Annotated in this window: 17 protein-coding genes and 1 pseudogene; 16 read left to right on the plus strand and 2 right to left on the minus strand. The window is 68.7% G+C overall.

Features of this window, described 5'->3' with window-relative positions:
• The first annotated feature begins 206 nt into the window (after positions 1 to 206).
• The 3 genes from ACYQ8K_RS24310 to manA are packed head-to-tail and all read left to right on the plus strand — an operon-like array spanning position 207 to position 3,957.
• Positions 207 to 1,604, plus strand: coding sequence for a phosphomannomutase/phosphoglucomutase (locus tag ACYQ8K_RS24310; protein WP_459973037.1), 1,398 nt, complete (start codon positions 207 to 209; stop codon positions 1,602 to 1,604).
• The gene (locus ACYQ8K_RS24315) at positions 1,601 to 2,722 is read left to right on the plus strand and encodes a TobH protein (RefSeq protein WP_459973039.1); all 1,122 of its coding nucleotides are present in this window, start codon (positions 1,601 to 1,603) and stop codon (positions 2,720 to 2,722) included. The genes ACYQ8K_RS24310 and ACYQ8K_RS24315 overlap by 4 nt, the downstream gene beginning before the upstream one ends.
• An 8-nt stretch (positions 2,723 to 2,730) precedes the next feature.
• Positions 2,731 to 3,957, plus strand: a complete 1,227-nt coding sequence (gene manA, locus ACYQ8K_RS24320; RefSeq protein ID WP_459973041.1) for a mannose-6-phosphate isomerase, class I — start codon at positions 2,731 to 2,733, stop codon at positions 3,955 to 3,957.
• Here the strand turns inward: manA and ACYQ8K_RS24325 are convergent.
• Positions 3,935 to 5,311 carry an FAD-dependent oxidoreductase gene (locus tag ACYQ8K_RS24325; RefSeq protein ID WP_459973098.1) on the minus strand — a complete coding sequence of 459 codons (1,377 nt, stop codon included), beginning with the start codon at positions 5,309 to 5,311 and terminating at the stop codon, positions 3,935 to 3,937. The two genes, manA and ACYQ8K_RS24325, sit on opposite strands and share 23 nt — an antisense overlap.
• A gap of 94 nt (positions 5,312 to 5,405) precedes the next feature.
• Between ACYQ8K_RS24325 and ACYQ8K_RS24330 the strand changes: the two are divergent.
• The 7 genes and pseudogenes from ACYQ8K_RS24330 to ACYQ8K_RS24360 all read left to right on the plus strand — a co-directional run.
• A pseudogene (locus ACYQ8K_RS24330) lies at positions 5,406 to 6,889 on the plus strand (amino acid permease); the annotation flags it as partial.
• Between the two features lie 134 nt (positions 6,890 to 7,023).
• Entirely contained in the window at positions 7,024 to 8,262 is a 1,239-nt protein-coding gene (locus ACYQ8K_RS24335) for an alkane 1-monooxygenase (protein WP_459973043.1), read from the plus strand.
• A complete protein-coding gene (locus ACYQ8K_RS24340; protein ID WP_459973045.1) occupies positions 8,259 to 8,438 on the plus strand; it encodes a rubredoxin in 180 nt (59 codons plus the stop codon). Before ACYQ8K_RS24335 ends, ACYQ8K_RS24340 begins: the two co-directional genes overlap by 4 nt.
• Positions 8,435 to 8,626, plus strand: coding sequence for a rubredoxin (locus ACYQ8K_RS24345; protein ID WP_459973047.1), 192 nt, complete (start codon positions 8,435 to 8,437; stop codon positions 8,624 to 8,626). The genes ACYQ8K_RS24340 and ACYQ8K_RS24345 overlap by 4 nt, the downstream gene beginning before the upstream one ends.
• A 77-nt stretch (positions 8,627 to 8,703) precedes the next feature.
• Positions 8,704 to 9,300, plus strand: a complete 597-nt coding sequence (gene alkX, locus ACYQ8K_RS24350; RefSeq protein WP_459973100.1) for a TetR family transcriptional regulator AlkX — start codon at positions 8,704 to 8,706, stop codon at positions 9,298 to 9,300.
• A 98-nt stretch (positions 9,301 to 9,398) separates the two neighbouring features.
• Entirely contained in the window at positions 9,399 to 10,871 is a 1,473-nt protein-coding gene (gene ahcY, locus ACYQ8K_RS24355) for an adenosylhomocysteinase (protein WP_459973049.1), read from the plus strand.
• A 93-nt stretch (positions 10,872 to 10,964) separates the two neighbouring features.
• Complete coding sequence (locus tag ACYQ8K_RS24360) at positions 10,965 to 11,594, plus strand: dTMP kinase (protein WP_459973051.1); 630 nt, start codon at positions 10,965 to 10,967, stop codon at positions 11,592 to 11,594.
• 21 nt (positions 11,595 to 11,615) lie between these two features.
• Here ACYQ8K_RS24360 and ACYQ8K_RS24365 read toward each other — a convergent pair whose 3' ends face one another.
• On the minus strand, positions 11,616 to 12,350 hold the full coding sequence (locus tag ACYQ8K_RS24365) for an SDR family NAD(P)-dependent oxidoreductase (RefSeq protein WP_459973052.1): 735 nt from the start codon (positions 12,348 to 12,350) through the stop codon (positions 11,616 to 11,618).
• Positions 12,351 to 12,481: 131 nt separating this feature from the next.
• Between ACYQ8K_RS24365 and ACYQ8K_RS24370 the strand changes: the two genes are divergently transcribed.
• From ACYQ8K_RS24370 to hpf, 6 genes are all read left to right on the plus strand, one after another.
• Positions 12,482 to 13,081 carry a TetR/AcrR family transcriptional regulator gene (locus ACYQ8K_RS24370; protein WP_459973054.1) on the plus strand — a complete coding sequence of 200 codons (600 nt, stop codon included), beginning with the start codon at positions 12,482 to 12,484 and terminating at the stop codon, positions 13,079 to 13,081.
• 106 nt (positions 13,082 to 13,187) lie between these two features.
• A complete protein-coding gene (mtrA, locus tag ACYQ8K_RS24375) occupies positions 13,188 to 13,874 on the plus strand; it encodes a two-component system response regulator MtrA (RefSeq protein ID WP_007168097.1) in 687 nt (228 codons plus the stop codon).
• 97 nt (positions 13,875 to 13,971) lie between these two features.
• Positions 13,972 to 15,648, plus strand: a complete 1,677-nt coding sequence (mtrB, locus tag ACYQ8K_RS24380) for an MtrAB system histidine kinase MtrB (RefSeq protein ID WP_459973056.1) — start codon at positions 13,972 to 13,974, stop codon at positions 15,646 to 15,648.
• Positions 15,648 to 17,402 carry an MtrAB system accessory lipoprotein LpqB gene (lpqB, locus tag ACYQ8K_RS24385; protein ID WP_459973058.1) on the plus strand — a complete coding sequence of 585 codons (1,755 nt, stop codon included), beginning with the start codon at positions 15,648 to 15,650 and terminating at the stop codon, positions 17,400 to 17,402. The genes mtrB and lpqB overlap by 1 nt, the downstream gene beginning before the upstream one ends.
• Positions 17,403 to 17,452: 50 nt before the next feature.
• Positions 17,453 to 18,085, plus strand: a complete 633-nt coding sequence (locus ACYQ8K_RS24390; protein WP_459973060.1) for a ComF family protein — start codon at positions 17,453 to 17,455, stop codon at positions 18,083 to 18,085.
• Positions 18,086 to 18,419: 334 nt separating this feature from the next.
• The gene (hpf, locus tag ACYQ8K_RS24395; protein WP_459973102.1) at positions 18,420 to 19,088 is read left to right on the plus strand and encodes a ribosome hibernation-promoting factor, HPF/YfiA family; all 669 of its coding nucleotides are present in this window, start codon (positions 18,420 to 18,422) and stop codon (positions 19,086 to 19,088) included.
• The last annotated feature ends 35 nt before the right edge of the window (positions 19,089 to 19,123 follow it).

Genomic DNA, 19,123 nt, shown 5'->3' on the forward strand with positions numbered 1-19,123 from the left:
ACAATCAACGACGCCACTCAGCACTCGGAGGCCACCCTCCGATCAGCCGACTGTCAACAACGTCTTAGCCGAGTACAACTAGCCCCGATGGTGGCGACCCGCCGTCCTGACCGGCCCGACGCGAAATCCTCACGCACCGCCGGGGCTCCAGTCCTGCGCGGCCCGATAGGCTGACGGCCAAGAGTTCACGTCGTCAGGAGTCCCGCATGTCTCGGCCCGCCGCGACTGTCCACCGTGTCGTCAAGGCTTACGACGTGCGTGGGCTAGTCGGCGAAGAGCTCGACCAGCCGCTGGTCACCGATCTCGGCGCAGCATTCGCCAAACTCATGCGCGGCGAGGGCGCCCGCCAGGTCGTGATCGGCCACGACATGCGCGACAGTTCGCCGACGCTGGCTGCCGCGTTCGCGGCCGGCGTGACGGGCCAGGGGCTGGACGTGGTGCGCATCGGCCTGGCGTCCACCGATCAGCTCTACTTCGCCTCCGGGCTGCTGGACTGCCCCGGCGCCATGTTCACCGCGAGCCACAACCCGGCGGCCTACAACGGCATCAAGCTGTGCCGGGCGGGGGCCAAACCGGTCGGCGCCGAGACCGGCCTGCGCGTTGTCGCCGATGACGTGATCGCCGGCGTCGAGGATTACGACGGGGAACCCGGCACCGTGAGCGATCGCGACGTGCTGGCCGACTACGGGCAATTCCTGCGGTCGCTGGTGAACACCTCCGGGCTGCGCCCGTTGCGGGTGGCCGTGGACGCCGGCAACGGCATGGCCGGTCTGACCACGCCGGCCGTGCTCGGCCCGATCGACTCGATCACGTTGGAGCCGTTGTACTTCGAGCTCGACGGCTCGTTTCCCAATCACGAGGCCAACCCGCTCGACCCCGCCAACCTGGTGGACCTGCAGGCCTATGTGCGCAAGACCGGCGCCGACATCGGGCTGGCCTTCGACGGCGACGCCGACCGCTGCTTCGTGGTCGACGAACGGGGCAACCCCGTGTCGCCGTCGACGGTGACCAGCCTGGTGGCCGCCCGCGAACTGGGCCGCGAGATCGGCGCGACGATCATCCACAACGTCATCACCTCGCGCGCGGTGCCCGAACTGGTCGCCGAGCGCGGTGGCACTCCGCTGCGGTCCCGGGTGGGCCACTCCTATATCAAGGCGCTGATGGCCGACACCGGCGCGATCTTCGGCGGTGAGCATTCGGCGCACTACTACTTCCGCGACTTCTGGGGCGCCGACTCCGGGATGCTGGCGGCGCTGTACGTGCTGGCCGCCCTCGGCGAGCAGGACCGCCCGCTGTCGGAGGTGACCGCGGACTATCAGCGCTACGAGTCGTCCGGCGAAATCAACTTCACGGTTTCCGACGCCGGGCAGTGCACCGAGGCGGTGCTGAAGTCGTTCGGCACCCGGATTCACTCCCTCGACCACGTGGACGGGGTGACTGCCGACCTCGGCGACGGCAGCTGGTTCAACCTGCGCAGCTCCAATACCGAGCCGCTGCTGCGGCTGAACGTGGAGGCCCGCACGGCCGAGGACGTGGCCGCGGTCGTCGCCCAGATCAGCGCCGAAATCGCCACGACGACCTCGGGTCTCAGGGCCGCGCCGTGAACGCCACCCGGGCGGTCGATCTCGAGGACACCGAGGGCCTGCTGGCCGCCGACCGCGACGGCCTGCTGCGGGCCGCGTCGTCGGCCGGCGCCCAGGTCCGTGCGATTGCCGCCGCCGTCGACGAGGGTGCGCTGGACCCGCTGCGCGGCGACGACCGCCCGCGCAGCGTCATCTGGGTGGCCGGGCGCGGTACCGCCGAGACCGCCGGGACGATATTGGCCGCAACGCTGGGGGGAACGGCCTCGCAGCCGTTCACGGTGACCGGCGAGGCGCCGCCCTGGGTAGGCCCGCTCGACGTGCTGATCATCGCCGGCGACGATCCCGGTGATCCCGCGCTGGTCGCCGCCGCCGCGACCGGGGTGCGTCGCGGCGCCCGGGTGGTGGTGGCCGCGCCGTTCGAGGGCCCGCTGCGCGATTCCACCGCGGGGCGCGTGGCGGTGCTGTCGCCCCGGCTGTGGGTGCCCGACGAATTCGGCCTGTGCCGGTACCTGGCCGCCGGGTTGGCCGTGCTGCACGCCGTCGACCCGCGACCGAGCGTCGACCTGGCGTTGCTGGCCGACGAGCTGGACGCCGAGGCGCTGCGCAACAGCGCCGCCCGCGAGCTGTTCACCAACCCGGCCAAGACCCTGGCCGCACGGATCGGCGAGCGCCAGGTGGCGCTGGCCGGCGACAGCGCCGCCACCCTGGCGCTGGCCCGGCACGGCAGCTCGGTGCTGCTGCGGATCGCGCACCAGGTCACCGCGGCCACCTGCCTGGCCGACGCCGTCGTCGCCCTGCGCTCCGGAGCCTCCGCCGGTATCGCGGCCGGTTTCCCGGATCCGGACGCCGCCCTGTTCCACGACGAAGAGATCGACGGGCCGCTGCCGCGCCGGCTGCGGGTGCTGGCACTGACGCTGGCCGCCGAGCGCACGGTGGTGGCCGCCCGGCTGGCCGGCGTGGACGACGCCGACCTGGTTGCTGCCGAGGACGTGCCCGAGGCACCCGATGCGGCCGCGGGCCCGATCGGGTCCGACGGTTCCCGCGGGTCGGTCGGTGCTCAGCGCCCCGAGCAGCAACTGGCAGTATTGGCCGTCCGGCTGGAAATGGCCGCGGTTTATATGCGACTGGTACGGGGATAGATACAACAGTGGAACTGCTTCGCGGTGCCTTGAGAACGTACGCCTGGGGTTCGCGTACCGCCATCGCCGAATTCACCGAACGTCCGGTGCCGGCGGCGCATCCCGAGGCCGAGCTTTGGTTTGGGGCGCACCCCGGCGATCCGGCGTGGCTGGAAACGGACAACGGCGAGATCACGCTGCTCGCGGCGCTGGGCGACGACCCGGAGGGGCAGCTCGGGCCGGTGTCGCGGGCGCGCTTCGGGGACGTGCTGCCGTTCCTGGTGAAGGTGCTGGCCGCCGACGAGCCGCTGTCCCTGCAGGCCCACCCGAGCGCCGCGCAGGCCGCCGAGGGGTACCTGCGCGAGGAGCGGGTCGGCATCCCGCTGAACTCGCCGGTGCGCAACTACCGCGACATGTCGCACAAGCCCGAGCTGCTGGTCGCGCTGCACCCGTTCGAGGCGCTGGCCGGATTTCGCCAGGCCTCGCGCACCGTCGAGTTGTTGCGGGCACTGGCCGTCTCCGACCTCGACCCCTACATCGACCTGCTGAACGACCAGTCCGACGCCGACGGCCTGCGCGCGCTGTTCACCACCTGGATCACCGCCCCGCAGCCCGACATCGACGTGCTGGTGACCGCGGTGCTGGACGGCGCCATCGCGTACGTCAGTTCGGGCGCAACCGAATTCGCCGCCGAGGCCAAGACGGTGCTCGAGCTCGGCGAGCGCTATCCCGGGGACGCGGGCGTGCTGGCGGCCCTGCTGCTGAACCGCGTCAGCCTGGCGCCCGGCGAGGCCATCTTCGTCTCGGCGGGCAACCTGCACACTTATTTGCGCGGCTTCGCGGTGGAGGTGATGGCCAACTCCGACAACGTGTTACGCGGCGGCCTGACCCCCAAGCACGTCGACGTGCCGGAACTGTTGCGGGTGCTGGACTTCACGCCCACCACCGAGGAGCAGCTGCGGCCGCGCATCCGCCGCGAGGGCTTCGGGCTGGTCTACGAGACCCCGACCGACGAGTTCGCCGTCGCGCTGCTCGAGCTCGACGACGAGCACGTCGGCCACGAGGTGGACGCGACGTGCAGCCACGACGGTCCGCAGATCCTGTTGTGCAGCCAGGGTTGCACGACGGTGCACGGCAAGTCCGGTTCGCTGACGCTGAAGCGGGGGATGGCCGCGTGGGTGGCGGCCGACGACGCCCCGATCCGGCTGGTCGCGCACGAACCCACCAAGCTGTTCAGGGCGACAGTCGGGCTGTGACGCGCCGTTTGGCGGCGCCGCGCCGCTCGCCCAGCCATAGCCGCAGGTTGTGCGCCATCGCCCGGCCGATGATCCGCGGTGGCGGAACCATATAGAGGCTGTCCAGCAGCGAGAACCGTCGCAGGAACCATTCCGCCAGAACGGGTTCGGTCTCCGCGGCGCCCAGGAATTGATCGAACAGCGCACCCGACGGCCGCCACCACCAGGGGATCGGGCCCTTGGTGTCGGCGTGGTGGAAGGTGACGTCGCCGATCGCGTTCATCATCCACACCGGGAAGGTGCTCTTGGCGGTGGCCCGGTTCAGCTCGGCGGCGACCCGATCGTCGGGGCACCGCAGCGCCCGGCGCAGGTGCCCCGCCTGCAGCGAGGTCATCGTCATGCCCTGCCCGAAGGTGGGGTTGAAGCTGGCCACCGCGTCGCCGAAGGCGATGATGCCGGCCGGCAGGCGCTCCAGCTTGTCGTAGCGCCGCCACTTGCTCGCGGGGAAGGCGTGGAACGCCGGCTCGCCCAGCGGCTCGGCCCGCGTCAGCGCGGCGTGGAAGTGGGCCGGCAGCAGCTGCCGGGCCAGCTCCAGCATCTCCGGGAAGGTTCTCGGCGGTTTGGCGTTTGCCACGCCGAACGTGGTCAGCACCCAGGTGCCGTCCTCGTAGCACAGCATGCCCAGCCCCAGCGACTGGTCGTGCGAGGCGCCGGCGACCACCACTTTCTCCGCGATCAACCCGTCGGGGATGGCGAACCGTTGGGTGGCGTAGTGGATGCCGATGTCCACCACCTGTTCGACCGGGCGCTCGAATCCCCAGTCCGCCAGCCATGCCGGCAGCCGGGTGCCGCGGCCTGCCGCGTCGACGACGAGGTCCGCGGGAACGAACTCCGGGTCGCCGCCGTCGGGGTCGGCGGGGTCCAGGAGCACGCCCGTCACCCGTTGCCGCGCGCTGTCGAACCGGGGCTCGGCGACCGAGCGGCGCGCCACCGTGACGCTGTCGAGGTCGCGAACCCGTTTGCGCAGCTGCCATTCCAGATGCGGGCGGCTGGGCACGTAGGCGGTGAACTCGTCGCGCAGGGTCTGCCCGGTGCCCAGCACGTGGCCCGCGGCGCCCAGGTGGATGCAGTCGGGCCGGTTCTCGAGCTTGATCACGCCCGCGGCCACCATGTCGTCCAGCAGGCCGGGGAAAAGGTCCTCGAATTCGATGGCCCCCCGGGCCATCAGCATGTGCAGGTGCCGGTCCTGGGGCACCGTCGCGCGGTTCGCCGGTTCGGCCGGCAACTCGTCGCGCTCGTACACCGTCACCCGCGAATACGAATCCGAAAGCACCCGCGCCGCGCAAAGACCAGCGATGCTGCCCCCGATGACCACGGCATGGTCCCTCGCCGTTGCTGTGCTATCCGGCATTTGCGGAGAGTACCCAGTACTGTGACGGACCAATGGTGCGTTGGGAAAGGGCGAATGCATGGCCAATCGATGGCGGACCAAGTCGATCGAGCAATCAATCGCCGATACCGACGAGCCGGACACCAAGCTTCGCAAGGACCTGACCTGGCGGGACCTGGTCGTGTTCGGCGTCGCGGTGGTGATCGGCGCCGGCATCTTCACGGTCACCGCGTCGACGACCGGCGACATCACCGGCCCGGCGATCTGGGTGTCGTTCGTGATCGCGGCGGGCACCTGCGCGCTGGCCGCGCTGTGCTACGCCGAGTTCGCCTCGATGCTGCCGGTGGCCGGTAGCGCCTACACCTTCTCCTACGCCACCTTCGGGGAGTTCCTGGCCTGGATCATCGGCTGGAACCTGCTGCTGGAGCTGGCGATCGGCGCGGCCGTGGTGGCCAAGGGCTGGTCGAGCTACCTGGGGACGGTGTTCGGATTCGCCGGCGGCACCGCCAAATTCGGCTCGGCGCAGGTGGACTGGGGGGCGCTGGTGATCGTCGGGGGAGTGGCGACCCTGATCGCGCTGGGCACCAAGTTGTCGTCCCGGTTCTCCGCCGTGGTCACCGCGATCAAGGTGTCGGTGGTGCTCTTCGTGGTGGTGGTCGGCGTCTTCTACATCAAGCGCGCCAACTACTCGCCGTTCATCCCCAAGCCGGAAGCCGGTAGCCAGGCCAAGGGCATCGACCAGTCCGTCCTGTCGTTGCTGACCGGCGCGCACAGCAGCCACTACGGCTGGTACGGCGTGCTGGCGGGGGCGTCCATCGTGTTCTTCGCGTTCATCGGGTTCGACATCGTCGCCACCATGGCCGAGGAGACCAAGAATCCGCAGCGCGACGTGCCGCGGGGCATCCTGGCGTCGCTGGGCATCGTCACCCTGCTCTACGTCGCGGTCGCCATCGTGCTGTCCGGGATGGTCTCCTACACCCAACTCAAGACCGTGTCGGGCCGCGGGCAGGCGAACCTGGCCACCGCGTTCACCGCGAACGGCATCCACTGGGCGAGCAAGATCATCTCCATCGGCGCTCTGGCGGGACTGACCACCGTGGTGATGGTGCTGATGCTCGGCCAGTGCCGGGTCCTCTTCGCCATGGCGCGCGACGGGCTGTTGCCGCGGTCGCTGGCCAAGACGGGCTCGCACGGGACCCCGGTGCGGATCACCGTGCTGGTCGCGGTGGTGGTGGCCGTGACGGCGTCGGTGTTTCCCATCACCAAGCTCGAGGAGATGGTGAACGTCGGAACCCTGTTCGCCTTCGTCCTGGTCTCGGCCGGCGTGATCGTGCTGCGCAGGACCCGGCCGGACCTGGAGCGCGGGTTTAAGGCGCCGTGGGTGCCGCTGCTGCCGATCGCCTCGATCGCCGCGTGCCTGTGGCTGATGCTCAACCTCACCGCGCTCACCTGGGTCCGGTTCGGGGTGTGGCTGGTGGTCGGCACGGCGATCTACGCCGGCTATGGCTACTGGCACTCGGTGCAGGGGCGGCGGGGCGAGGGGGAGGCCGAGCGCGACGATGCTCTCGAGGCCGACCCGCGCAGTTCGGTGCCGTAACCACCCGCTTTACAAACAAGCGTCTTTTGTCTAGACAGGAGACGCAAACATCGGTATTGTCCAACCTCAACGTGGTGTGACTCACAAGGAGGTTTGGCATATGACCACATTCGAACCGCAACTCAGCCCCGAATCCGAGCCGCTCGCCTGGCGGGACAAGAAGCGTCGCCTGTGGCTGATGGGGCTGATCGCTCCGACGGCGTTGTTCGTGATGCTGCCGCTGATGTGGGGCCTGAACCGGCTGGGCTGGCACGCCGCCGCGCAGGTGCCGCTGTGGATCGGGCCGATCCTGCTCTGGGTCCTGCTGCCGATCCTCGACCTGCGTTTCGGGCCCGACGGGCAGAACCCGCCCGACGACGTCATGGAGCGGCTGGAAAACGACAAGTACTACCGCTACTGCACCTACGTCTACATCCCGTTCCAGTACCTCAGCGTCGCCTTCGGCGCCTACCTGTTCACCGCCTCGAACCTGCACTGGCTCGGCTTTGACGGCCCGCTCAGCTGGGCCGGCAAGCTCGGGCTGGCGCTGTCGGTCGGCGTGCTCGGCGGCGTCGGCATCAACACCGCCCACGAGATGGGCCACAAGAAGGACTCGCTGGAGCGCTGGCTGTCCAAGATCACCCTGGCGCAGACCTGCTACGGGCACTTCTACATCGAGCACAACCGCGGCCACCACGTGCGGGTCGCCACGCCGGAGGATCCCGCGTCGGCGCGGTTCGGCGAGACCTTCTGGGAGTTCTTGCCGCGCAGCGTGTTCGGCAGCCTGCGATCCTCGCTGCGGCTGGAGGCGCAACGGATCCGCCGGCAGGGCGCCAGCCCGTGGCACCCCAAGACGTACGCGTCCAACGACGTCCTGAACGCCTGGGTGATGTCGGTGGTGCTGTGGGGCGCGCTGATCGCGATCTTCGGCCCGGCGCTGATCGGATTCGTGATCATCCAGGCGGTCTTCGGCTTCAGCCTGCTCGAATCGGTCAACTACCTGGAGCATTACGGCTTACTGCGGCAGAAGAATTCGAGCGGCCGCTACGAGCGCTGCACCCCGGTGCACAGCTGGAATTCCGACCACGTGGTGACCAACCTGTTCCTGTACCACCTGCAGCGGCACAGCGATCACCACGCCAACCCGACCCGGCGCTACCAGACGCTGCGCAGCATGGAGGGCGCGCCCAACCTGCCGAGCGGCTACGCGTCGATGATCTCGCTCACCTACTTCCCGCCGCTGTGGCGCAAGGTGATGGATCACCGGGTGCTGGCGCACTACGACGGCGACATCACCAAGGTCAACGTACAACCCAGGCTGCGCGAGAAACTGCTGGCGCGCTACGGGGCGACGGCATGACCGCCTACCGTTGCCCCGGCTGCGACTACACCTACGACGAAGCGAAAGGCGCACCGCGGGAAGGCTTTCGGCCGGGCACGCCCTTCGCCGACATCCCCGATGACTGGTGCTGCCCCGATTGCGCGGTGCTGGAGAAGGCCGATTTCACCCAGATCCGAGAAGGAGTGAACCGATGAGCGACCAAGCTCCGTTCAAGCTTTTCATCTGCGTACAGTGCGGATTCGAGTACGACGAGGCCAAGGGCTGGCCGGAAGACGGCATCGCCCCCGGCACCCGGTGGGACGACATCCCCGAGGACTGGAGCTGCCCGGATTGCGGTGCGGCCAAGACGGACTTCGAGATGGTGGAGATCGCCCGTTCGTGACCGGCATCGACGCCGTAAAAAGCCCCGGAACAACCGATTCCGGGGCTCGAACGGCTATTGTCGCGCCTGTGAAGCGGATGCCCTACGCCGAGGCGTCGCGTGCCCTGCTGCGCGACTCGGTGCTGGATGCGATGCGGGATCTGCTGCTGACGCGGGACTGGTCGGCCATCACCCTGTCGGACGTGGCCCGCGCCGCGGGCATCAGCCGCCAGACGATCTACAACGAGTTCGGTTCCCGGCAGGGCCTGGCGCAGGGGTACGGCCTGCGCCTGGCCGACCGGCTGGTCGACGCCGTCAACGCCGCGCTGGAAGCCAACGTCGGCAACATCTTTGAGGCGTTCCTGCAGGGCTTCCGCGACCTGTTCACCGAGCTGTCGGCGGACCCGCTGGTGATCTCGCTGCTCACCGGCGTGGCCAAGCCGGACCTGCTGCAGATCATCACCACCGACAGCGCCCCCATCATCAACCGCGCCTCCGAACGGCTGACCAGCGCGCTGACCCACAGCTGGGTGGCCACCAGCGACGAGGACGCCGGGGTGCTGGCGCGGGCCATCGTGCGGCTGGCGCTGAGCTACGTGTCGATGCCGCCGGAGGCGAATCACGACGTGGCGGCCGACCTGGCCCGGTTGATGACGCCGTTCGCGGAGCGTCACGGCGTCATCAACGTTCCCTGACCCACGAGGCGCGGCCACCCGCGACTACAGTGGCGCAAGAACATACCTAAGCTAATTACCGCTTGGATCCGAGCGAGCCGAAAAAGGAAGAACACGCTATGACGACGACCGAAAACGCACTGACCCCCGACGTCCGAAACGGCATCGATTTCAAGGTCGCCGATCTGTCGTTGGCGGATTACGGTCGCCGGGACATCGAGCTCTCGGAGCAGGAGATGCCGGGTCTGATGTCGCTGCGCCGCGAGTACCACGACGTGCAGCCGCTCAAGGGCGCGCGCATCTCGGGTTCCCTGCACATGACCGTGCAGACCGCGGTGCTGATCGAGACACTCGTCGCGCTGGGCGCCGAGGTCCGCTGGGCCTCCTGCAACATCTTCTCCACCCAAGACCACGCCGCCGCGGCGGTGGTCGTCGGCCCGCACGGCACCCCGGAGGAGCCCAAGGGCGTCCCGGTCTACGCCTGGAAGGGCGAGACGCTCGAGGAGTACTGGTGGGCGGCCGAGCAGGTACTGACCTGGCCCGACGAGCCGGCCAACATGATCCTGGACGACGGCGGCGACGCCACCATGCTGGTGCTGCGCGGCGCGCAGTACGAGAAGGCCGGCGTGGTGCCGCCGGACGAGGAAGACGACTCGACCGAGCACCGGGTGTTCCTCAACCTGCTGCGCAAGCGGTTCGAGACCGACAAGGACAAGTGGACCAAGATCGCCGCGTCGATCAAGGGCGTCTCCGAGGAGACCACCACCGGCGTGCTGCGCCTCTACCAGTTCGCCGCCGCCGGCGACCTGGCGTTCCCGGCGATCAACGTCAACGACTCGGTCACCAAGAGCAAGTTCGACAACAAGTACGGCTGCCGGCACTCCCTGATCGACGGCATCAACCGCGGCACCGACGTGCTGATCGGCGGCAAGAAGGTGCTGATCTGCGGCTACGGCGACGTCGGTAAGGGCTCGGCCGAATCGGTGGCCGGCCAGGGCGCGCGCGTGACGGTCACCGAGATCGACCCGATCAACGCTTTGCAGGCGCTGATGGAGGGCTTCGACGTCAAGCGGGTGGAGGATGTGATCGGCGAGGCCGACATCATCATCACCACGACGGGCAACAAGGACATCATCACCCTCGAGCACATGAAGGCGATGAAGGACAAGGCGATCCTGGGCAACATCGGCCACTTCGACAACGAGATCCAGGTCGCCCGGCTGGAGAAGTCCGGCGCCACCAAGACCAACATCCGCCCGCAGGTCGACCTGTGGACGTTCCCGGACACCGGCAAGTCGATCATCCTGCTCTCCGAGGGCCGGCTGCTGAACCTGGGTAACGCCACCGGCCACCCGTCGTTCGTGATGAGCAACAGCTTCTCCAACCAGGTCATCGCGCAGATCGAGCTGTGGACCAAGAACGACGAGTACGACAACGAGGTCTACCGGCTGCCCAAGCACCTGGACGAGAAGGTGGCGCGCATCCACGTCGAGGCGCTGGGCGGCGAGCTGACCAAGCTCACCAAGGAGCAGGCCGAGTACATCGGCGTCGACGTCGACGGCCCCTACAAGGCCGACCACTACCGCTACTGAGCCTTCGGTTCTCGTCGAATGACACGCCAGCGTGACGTTCGGCGTCGAGCGTCACGCCGGCGTAACGCTCGGAGGCGGCGATAGGCTCGCGCCGTGCTGATCGCGATCGAGGGCATTGACGGCGCCGGCAAGCGGACGCTGACGGACAAGCTTCGCGGTCTTTTTCGCGCGGACGGCAAGTCGGTCGCCATGCTGGCCTTCCCGCGGTACGGGCGATCGGTGACAGCCGACCTCGCGGCGGAGGCCCTGCACGGCGAGCACGGCGACCTCGCGTCGTCGGTCTATGCGATGGCGACACTCTTCGCGCTGGACCGTGCCGGGGCGGTCGACGAAATCGAGGCGCTGCGCCGCGAGCACGACGTGGTGATCATGGATCGCTACGTCGCCTCCAACGCGGCCTACACCGCGGCCCGTCTGCACCAGGACGCGACCGGGGCGGCCGTGGAGTGGATACGCGCGCTGGAGTATCAACGGCTCGGGCTGCCCGCGCCGGACTGGCAGGTGCTGCTCGCGGTGACGGCCGAGCTTGCGGGGCAGCGCGCCCGCAGCCGGGCCGAGGCCGATCCCGGGCGCGCGCGCGACAGCTACGAACGCGACGACGGGCTGCAGCAACGCACCGCCGCGGTCTACGCCGAACTGGCCGCCGCGGGCTGGTGTGGACGCTGGCTGAGCGTCGACGCGGACGTCGAGCCAGCCGGGCTCGCGGCACAGCTGATGGCCTAACGCCGGGATCGGCGCGTGAGGTCAGATTGCCGACGTGCCGCCGTCGACGGTCAGTTCGACGCCGTTCACAAAACTCGAGTCGTCTGAAGCGAGAAACAGCGCCGCTGCCGCGATCTCTGCTGGGCGGCCCATCGAGCCTCGGGGTATCAGGGCCTCGAACTGGCGCATCGTCTCCGCGTCGAACAATTCCTCTTGAACCGGCGTCGCGATTTGCCCCGGGCTCAGCACGTTCACCCGGATTCTCCGGTCCTTGAGTTCGTTGAGCCACACCCGGGCGAACGACCGCAGCGCAGCCTTGCTCGCTGCATACACACTCCAGTCGGGCCAACCTTTCGTGGCGGCGATTGATCCGGTCATGAAGATCGACCCACCGTCATTGAACAGTGGCAATGCTTTTTGGACCGTGAAAAGTGTGCCGCGGGCGTTGAGCCCGAAGACGGTGTCGAAGTGCTCTTCGGTGATTTCGCCGAGCCTGCCCGCCTCGCCCATTCCGGCATTGGCAAACAACACGTCGATGCTGCCCTTTTCTCGCCGCACCGTCGCGTACAAGCGGTCTAGGTCGTCCAAGTCGGCCGCGTCGCCCTGGACCGCGGTCACGTTCCGGCCAATCAACTCGACGGCCTCGCCGAGGGCTTCTTGCCGTCGACCCGTGATGAAGACATGCGCGCCTTCCTCGACGAACAATTGCGCGCTGGCCAGCGCCATGCCGCTTGATCCACCCGTAATCACCGCAACTTTGCCATCAAGCTTTCCCATGACTATTCGCGTTCCCCCGATTTCTGCGGACCTCTTAAGTAAACTTATCTGTGTATCTAAGATTAGGGGGCCGTGGTCTCGTAGGCAAATTATGTACACCTACCGTTACCGTGACGCGCTAGTCTGAATCGGTGAGGGAGTTGGAGAAGGGGCCGCAGGGGCGGCGCCGGGGGAGGGGTGCGCGGGAGCGCATCCTGGCCGCCGCCCAGCAGCTGTTCGGCGCCCAGGGCATCAACAGCACCGGGATGGATCAACTGTGCGCGGTCGCCCAGGTGTCCAAGCGAACCGCCTACCAGCACTTTGACGGCAAAGACGACTTGATCGCCGAGTACCTTCGTCGGCTGGACCCCGACACGATGCCCGAAGTGTTCGAGCGCATCGATCTGACACCCCGCGAGCGACTGCTCGCTGCCTTCGAGGTGCCGTCGAAGCCCACCCGCCAGGTCACGCCCTTGTGCCCGTTCATCGCCACGGCGGTGGAGATCTCCGACAGCCGCCATCCCGCGCGTGTGCGCGCGCGCGAGTACAAGAACGCTATCGCCGCGCGACTGGCAGAGGCCGCCAGGGAGGCCGGGGCCGCCGACCCGGAGTTGCTCGGGGAGCAACTGGCGCTTCTGCTCGACGGCGCGTCCGTCCGGTCCCGCGCGCTCGGTATCGACGCCATGTCGACCGCCGCAAGCATCGCGGCCAGGTTGATCGAGGATGCGATTCCGGCTTCGGCACCGCGCTGAACCGGGGTCGGCGTCACGTCGGCAACATCCGCCCAGCACGGTCTGTGGTAATAGATGCAAGAAACACGCGTGTGGCAGCTCCGTTTTGTCCCGATCTGGTGACACCATGGACTCCATGAGGCAAAGGATTCTCGTCGTCGATGACGACGCTTCGCTCGCCGAGATGTTGACCATCGTGTTGCGGGGTGAGGGTTTCGACACCGCGGTCATCGGTGACGGCACCCAGGCCCTGACTGCGGTGCGCGAGCTGCGCCCCGATCTGGTGTTGTTGGACCTGATGCTGCCCGGCATGAACGGTATCGACGTGTGCCGGGTGTTGCGCGCCGACTCCGGCGTGCCGATCGTGATGCTGACCGCCAAGACCGACACCGTCGACGTGGTCCTGGGCCTCGAGTCGGGTGCCGACGACTACATCATGAAGCCGTTCAAGCCGAAGGAACTGGTGGCCCGGGTGCGGGCGCGGCTGCGGCGCAACGACGACGAGCCCGCCGAGATGCTGTCCATCGCCGACGTCGAGATCGACGTGCCGGCGCACAAGGTCACGCGCAACGGCGAGCAGATCTCCCTGACCCCCCTGGAATTCGACTTGTTGGTGGCGTTGGCGCGCAAACCGCGGCAGGTGTTTACTCGTGATGTGCTGCTCGAACAGGTGTGGGGCTATCGTCACCCGGCGGATACCCGCCTGGTGAACGTGCACGTCCAGCGTCTGCGCGCCAAGGTTGAGAAAGACCCGGAAAACCCGACCGTAGTGTTGACCGTTCGAGGAGTGGGTTACAAGGCCGGACCTCCGTGACCGCCGGCGACGATGCAGAGCGCAGCGATGCTGAGGAGCGGCGCTTCGGCACCGGCGGCGACGTCGTAGAGCGTCGCGTTAGGGAGGAGCGCCGGCAGTGATCTGGGGCTCCCGGCGACGCACTCGAAGCCGCTGGGGACGTTCCGGCCCCATGACTCGTGGCATGGGCGCGGTGAGTCGCGCCGTGGCCATCGCCTGGCGACGCTCGCTGCAACTGCGGGTGGTGGCGCTGACGCTGGGACTGTCCCTGGCGGTCATCTTGGCGCTCGGCTTCGTATTGACCAGTCAGGTCACCAATCGCGTGCTCGACGTCAAGGTCAAGGCCGCCATCGAGCAGATCGAGCGGGCGCGCACCACCGTGGGCGGGATCGTCAACGGCGAAGAGGCGCGCTCGTTGGACAGCAGCCTGCAGCTGGCGCGCAACACGCTGACCTCCAAGACCGACCCGGCCTCGGGTGCGGGCATGGCCGGTGCCTTCGACGCGGTGCTGATGGTGCCGGGCGACGGCCCGCGCGCCGCGACCACCGCCGGGCCCGTCGACCAGGTGCCCGCTTCGCTGCGCGGCTTCGTCAAGGCGGGGCAGGCCTCCTACCAGTACGCCGCCGTGCACACCGACGGGTTCTCCGGGCCGGCGCTGATCGTGGGCACGCCGGCGTCGTCTCAGGTGGCCAACCTGGAGCTGTACCTGATCTTCCCGCTGAAGAACGAGCAGGCCACCATCCAGCTGGTGCGCGGCACGATGATCACCGGCGGCGCGGTGCTGCTGGTGCTGCTGGCCGGGATCGCGCTGCTGGTGTCGCGGCAGGTGGTGGTGCCGGTACGTTCGGCGTCGCGCATCGCCGAGCGGTTCGCCGAAGGGCATCTGTCCGAACGAATGCCGGTGCGCGGCGAGGACGACATGGCGCGGCTGGCCATGTCGTTCAACGACATGGCCGAGAGCCTGTCGCGCCAGATCACCCAGCTGGAAGAGTTCGGTAATCTGCAGCGCCGCTTCACTTCTGACGTGAGCCACGAACTGCGCACGCCGCTGACCACCGTGCGGATGGCGGCCGATTTGATCTACGACCACAGTGCCGACCTGGACCCGACGCTGGCGCGCTCCACCGAGCTGATGGTCAACGAGCTGGACCGGTTCGAGTCGCTGCTCAACGACCTGCTGGAGATCTCCCGGCACGACGCCGGTGTCGCCGAGCTGTCCGTCGAGGCGGTCGACCTGCGCACCACCGTGCAGAGCGCGCTGGGCAACGTGGGCCACCTGGCCGAGGACGCCGGCATCAAACTGCTGGTGGACCTGCCGACCGAGGAGGTGATCGCCGAGGTCGACACCCGCAGGGTGGAGCGCATCCTGCGCAACCTGATCGCCAACGCGATCGACCACGCCGAGCACAAGCCGGTCGACATCCGGATGGGCGCCGACGAGGACACGGTCGCCGTGACCGTCCGCGACTACGGCGTCGGGCTGCGACCGGGGGAGGAGAAGCTGGTGTTCAGCCGGTTCTGGCGGGCCGACCCGTCGCGGGTGCGCCGCTCCGGCGGCACCGGGCTGGGCCTGGCCATCAGCATCGAGGACGCGCGACTGCATCAGGGCCGGCTGGAGGCGTGGGGCGAACCGGGTCACGGCTCGTGCTTCCGGCTGACACTGCCGCTGGTGCGTGGGCACAAGGTGACCACCAGCCCGCTGCCGATGAAGCCTATTCCGCAGACCGCCGCGACCGGCCCGCAGCACGCGAAAGACCGTCCGCGCCAACACGAACACGCCGAAAGAAGCCTGTGATGCGGCGGTTGTTGGGCCTGCTGATGCTGGCCATGCTGCTCGCCGGCTGCGCGGGGGTGCCGAGCTCGTCGGCGCCACAGGCGATCGGCACCGTCGAGCGGCCGGCGCCGTCGAACCTGCCCAAGCCCACCCCGGGCATGGACCCCGACGTGCTGCTGCGCGAATTCCTCAAAGCCACAGCCGATCCCGCGAACCGGCACCTGGCCGCCCGCCAGTTCCTCACCCAGTCGGCGTCCAACGCCTGGGACGACGCCGGTAGCGCGCTGCTGATCGACCACGTCGTGTTCGTGGAAACCCGTGCGGCCGAACGGGTTTCGGCGACCATGCGGGCCGATATACTGGGCTCGCTGTCCGACATGGGTGTGTTCGAGACCGCCGAGGGTGTGCTGCCCGACCCCGGGCCGATCGAGTTGGTCAAGACCTCCGGCGGCTGGCGCATCGACCGGCTGCCCAACGGCGTGTTCCTGGACTGGCAGCAGTTCCAGTCCACCTACAAGCGCAACACGCTCTATTTCGCCGACCCCACCGGCAAGACGGTGGTTCCCGATCCGCGCTACGTGGCGGTGCCCGACCACGACCAGTTGGCCACCGAGCTGATCTCCAAGCTGATCGGCGGCCCGCGCCCCGAGATGGCGCACACGGTGCGCAATCTGCTTGCCCCGCCGCTGCGGCTGCGCGGGCCGGTGACCCGGGCCGACGGCGGCAAGAGCGGCATCGGGCGCGGGTACGGCGGGGCGCGCGTCGACCTGGAGAAGCTGTCCACCACCGATCCGCACAGCCGGCAATTGCTTGCGGCACAGATCATTTGGACGCTGGCCAGGGCCGACATCCGGGGCCCGTACGTGATCAGCGCCGACGGCGCGCCGCTGGACGACCGGTTCCGCGACGGGTGGACCACCTCCGACGTCGCGGCCACCGATCCCGGCGCGGCCGACGGCGCGGGCGCGGGGCTGCACGCCCTGGTGAACGGCTCGCTGGTGTCGCTGGACGGCCAGCACGCCGTCACCGTGCCCGGCGCGTTCGGGCGCGTGGGTGATCAGACCGGCGCCGCGCTGTCGCGCACCGGCCGGCAGGTGGCGTCGGTGGTGACGCTGCACCGCGGCGCCCCGGACATGGCGGCGTCCCTGTGGATCGGTGACCTCGGCCAGGAAGCCGTGCAGGCCGCCGACGGGCACAACCTGTCACGCCCCACCTGGTCGTTGGACGACGTGGTCTGGGTGGTGGTCGACGGCAACAACGTGCTGCGGGCGATCCAGGAGCCGGCCTCCGGGCAACCCGCGCGCCTTCCCGTGGATTCGGTGGCGGTCGCCACCCGGTTCCCCGGGCCGATCACGGACCTGCAGCTGTCCCGCGACAGCACGCGGGCCGCGATGGTGATCGGCGGCCAGGTGATCCTCGCCAGCGTCGAGCAGACCCAGGCCGGGCAGTACGCCCTGACCTTCCCGCGCCGGCTCGGGTTCGGGTTGGGCAATTCGGTGGTGTCGCTGTCGTGGCGTACCGGGGATGACATCGTGGTGACCCGCACCGACGCCAGCCATCCGGTGTCCTACGTGAACATCGACGGGGTGAACTCCGACGCGCCGCCGCACGGTTTGCAGATGCCGGTGACGACGGTGGTCGCCAACCCGTCGACTGCCTATGTCGCGGGTCCCCAAGGCGTGCTGCAGTATTCGCCGTCGGCCGACGGTCAGCAGGGCTGGTCGGAGGTGCCCGGGCTGACGGTGCCCGGGGCGGCTCCGGTGCTGCCGGGCTGACACGCGGGCTGGCCGGCAGACATGTCACACCCGACCAGCACACTGGCGCCATGCTCGACCTGTTTCTGCCGGCCGAATGCGGCGGTTGCGGGGCGCCGTCGACCCGCTGGTGCGACGCATGCGCGGGCGAGCTGTCGGTGGCCGCCGATCAGCCGCACGTGGTGAATCCGCGCATCGACCCGGGGGTACCGGTGTTCGCGCTCGGCCGTTACGCCAACGCCCGCAGGCGCGCGATCCTGGCGCTCAAGGAGCAGGGCCGCGCCGACCTCGTCGATCCGCTGGCGCATGCGCTGGCCGTCGGGGTGCACCGCCTGTTGTGGTGGGGGATCGTGGCGACCCCGCTGACGGTGGTGCCCGCGCCGACGCGGCGCTCGGCCGCGCGCCGGCGCGGCGGCGACCCCGTGGCACGGGTGGCGCGCGCCGCGGTGGCGCGCCATCCGGACATCACCGTCGCGCCGGCCTTGCGGTTCAAGGCGCTGACGCGCGACTCGGTGGGCCTGGGCACCGCCGCGCGCGAACGCAACGTCGCCGGCCGGGTGGTGCTGCGCGGTGCGCCGCCGCACACCGAAGTCGTGGTCGTCGACGACATCATCACCACGGGAGCGACGGCGCGCGAGTCGGTGCGGATCCTGCAGGCCGCCGGGGTTCGTGTCGCCGCGGTGCTTACGCTCGCCGCGGTCTGAATCTGCCGCCGCCGCGCGCAACCCATGAACCAGCCAAGAGGTTGTGAAGAACATGCAACAGCTCGACCAAATTAGTGGCATCGGCAGGCGAACACGAGCTAACGTCGAGATCAACGAAGAACGACTCATCGGTCTGACTCACTGGTCGCAAAATCTCCAGGTGAGACCCATCCGCGGGAAGGGGTGAGTAATCGACACCTTGCTCCGGCGGGCAGCCTGCGGCGGTAGCCAGTCTCGAACCGCTCTTACCTCGTCGGCGCAGTAAACAGCCGGGCACGCAGGGCGCGTGCGACGTGAAGAGAGAAACGAGTTGTCACGTATGTCAAGGCTATCCGTGGATTCCGGTCAGATTCTGGACCAACCGCCCGTCACCGATGGGCAAGCCCAACCGACAACCACCGCAGACGTTGTGTTCAAGGGCCGCAACGTAGAAATCCCCGATCATTACCGTCTGTACGTCTCGCAAAAACTCGCCCGCCTCGAGCGGTTCGATCGCTCCATTTACCTTTTCGATGTCGAGCTCAAGCACGCACCCAACCGGCGTCAGCGCAAATCCTGTCAGCGCGTGGAGATCACCGCCCGCGGCCGCGGCCCGGTGACGCGGGCGGAGGCGTGCGCCAACAGTTTCTATGCCGCGTTCGAGTCCGCGGTCGACAAGCTGGAGAACCGGCTGCGCCGCGTCAAGGACCGCCGCAAGGTTCACTACGGGGACAAGACCCCGGTGTCACTGGCCGCCGCGACCGCGGTGCCGCCACCCGCCCCGGTGCCCACCGCGGCGCAGTCCCCGCCGGCCGAGCACGACGGCGTGGAGCCCGACCACGAGCCCGGACGGATCGTGCGGACCAAGGAGCACCCGGCCACGCCGATGACGGTCGACGACGCGCTCTACGAGATGGAGCTCGTCGGACACGACTTCTTCTTGTTCCACGACAAGCAGACCGAACGGCCGTGCGTGGTCTACCGACGGCACGCCTACGACTACGGGCTGATCAGGCTGTCCTGAACGGGGTCGTCGCGCGGCGACCCGTCCCCGCAAGC

Source organism: Mycobacterium sp. MUNTM1 (assembly GCF_054660795.1).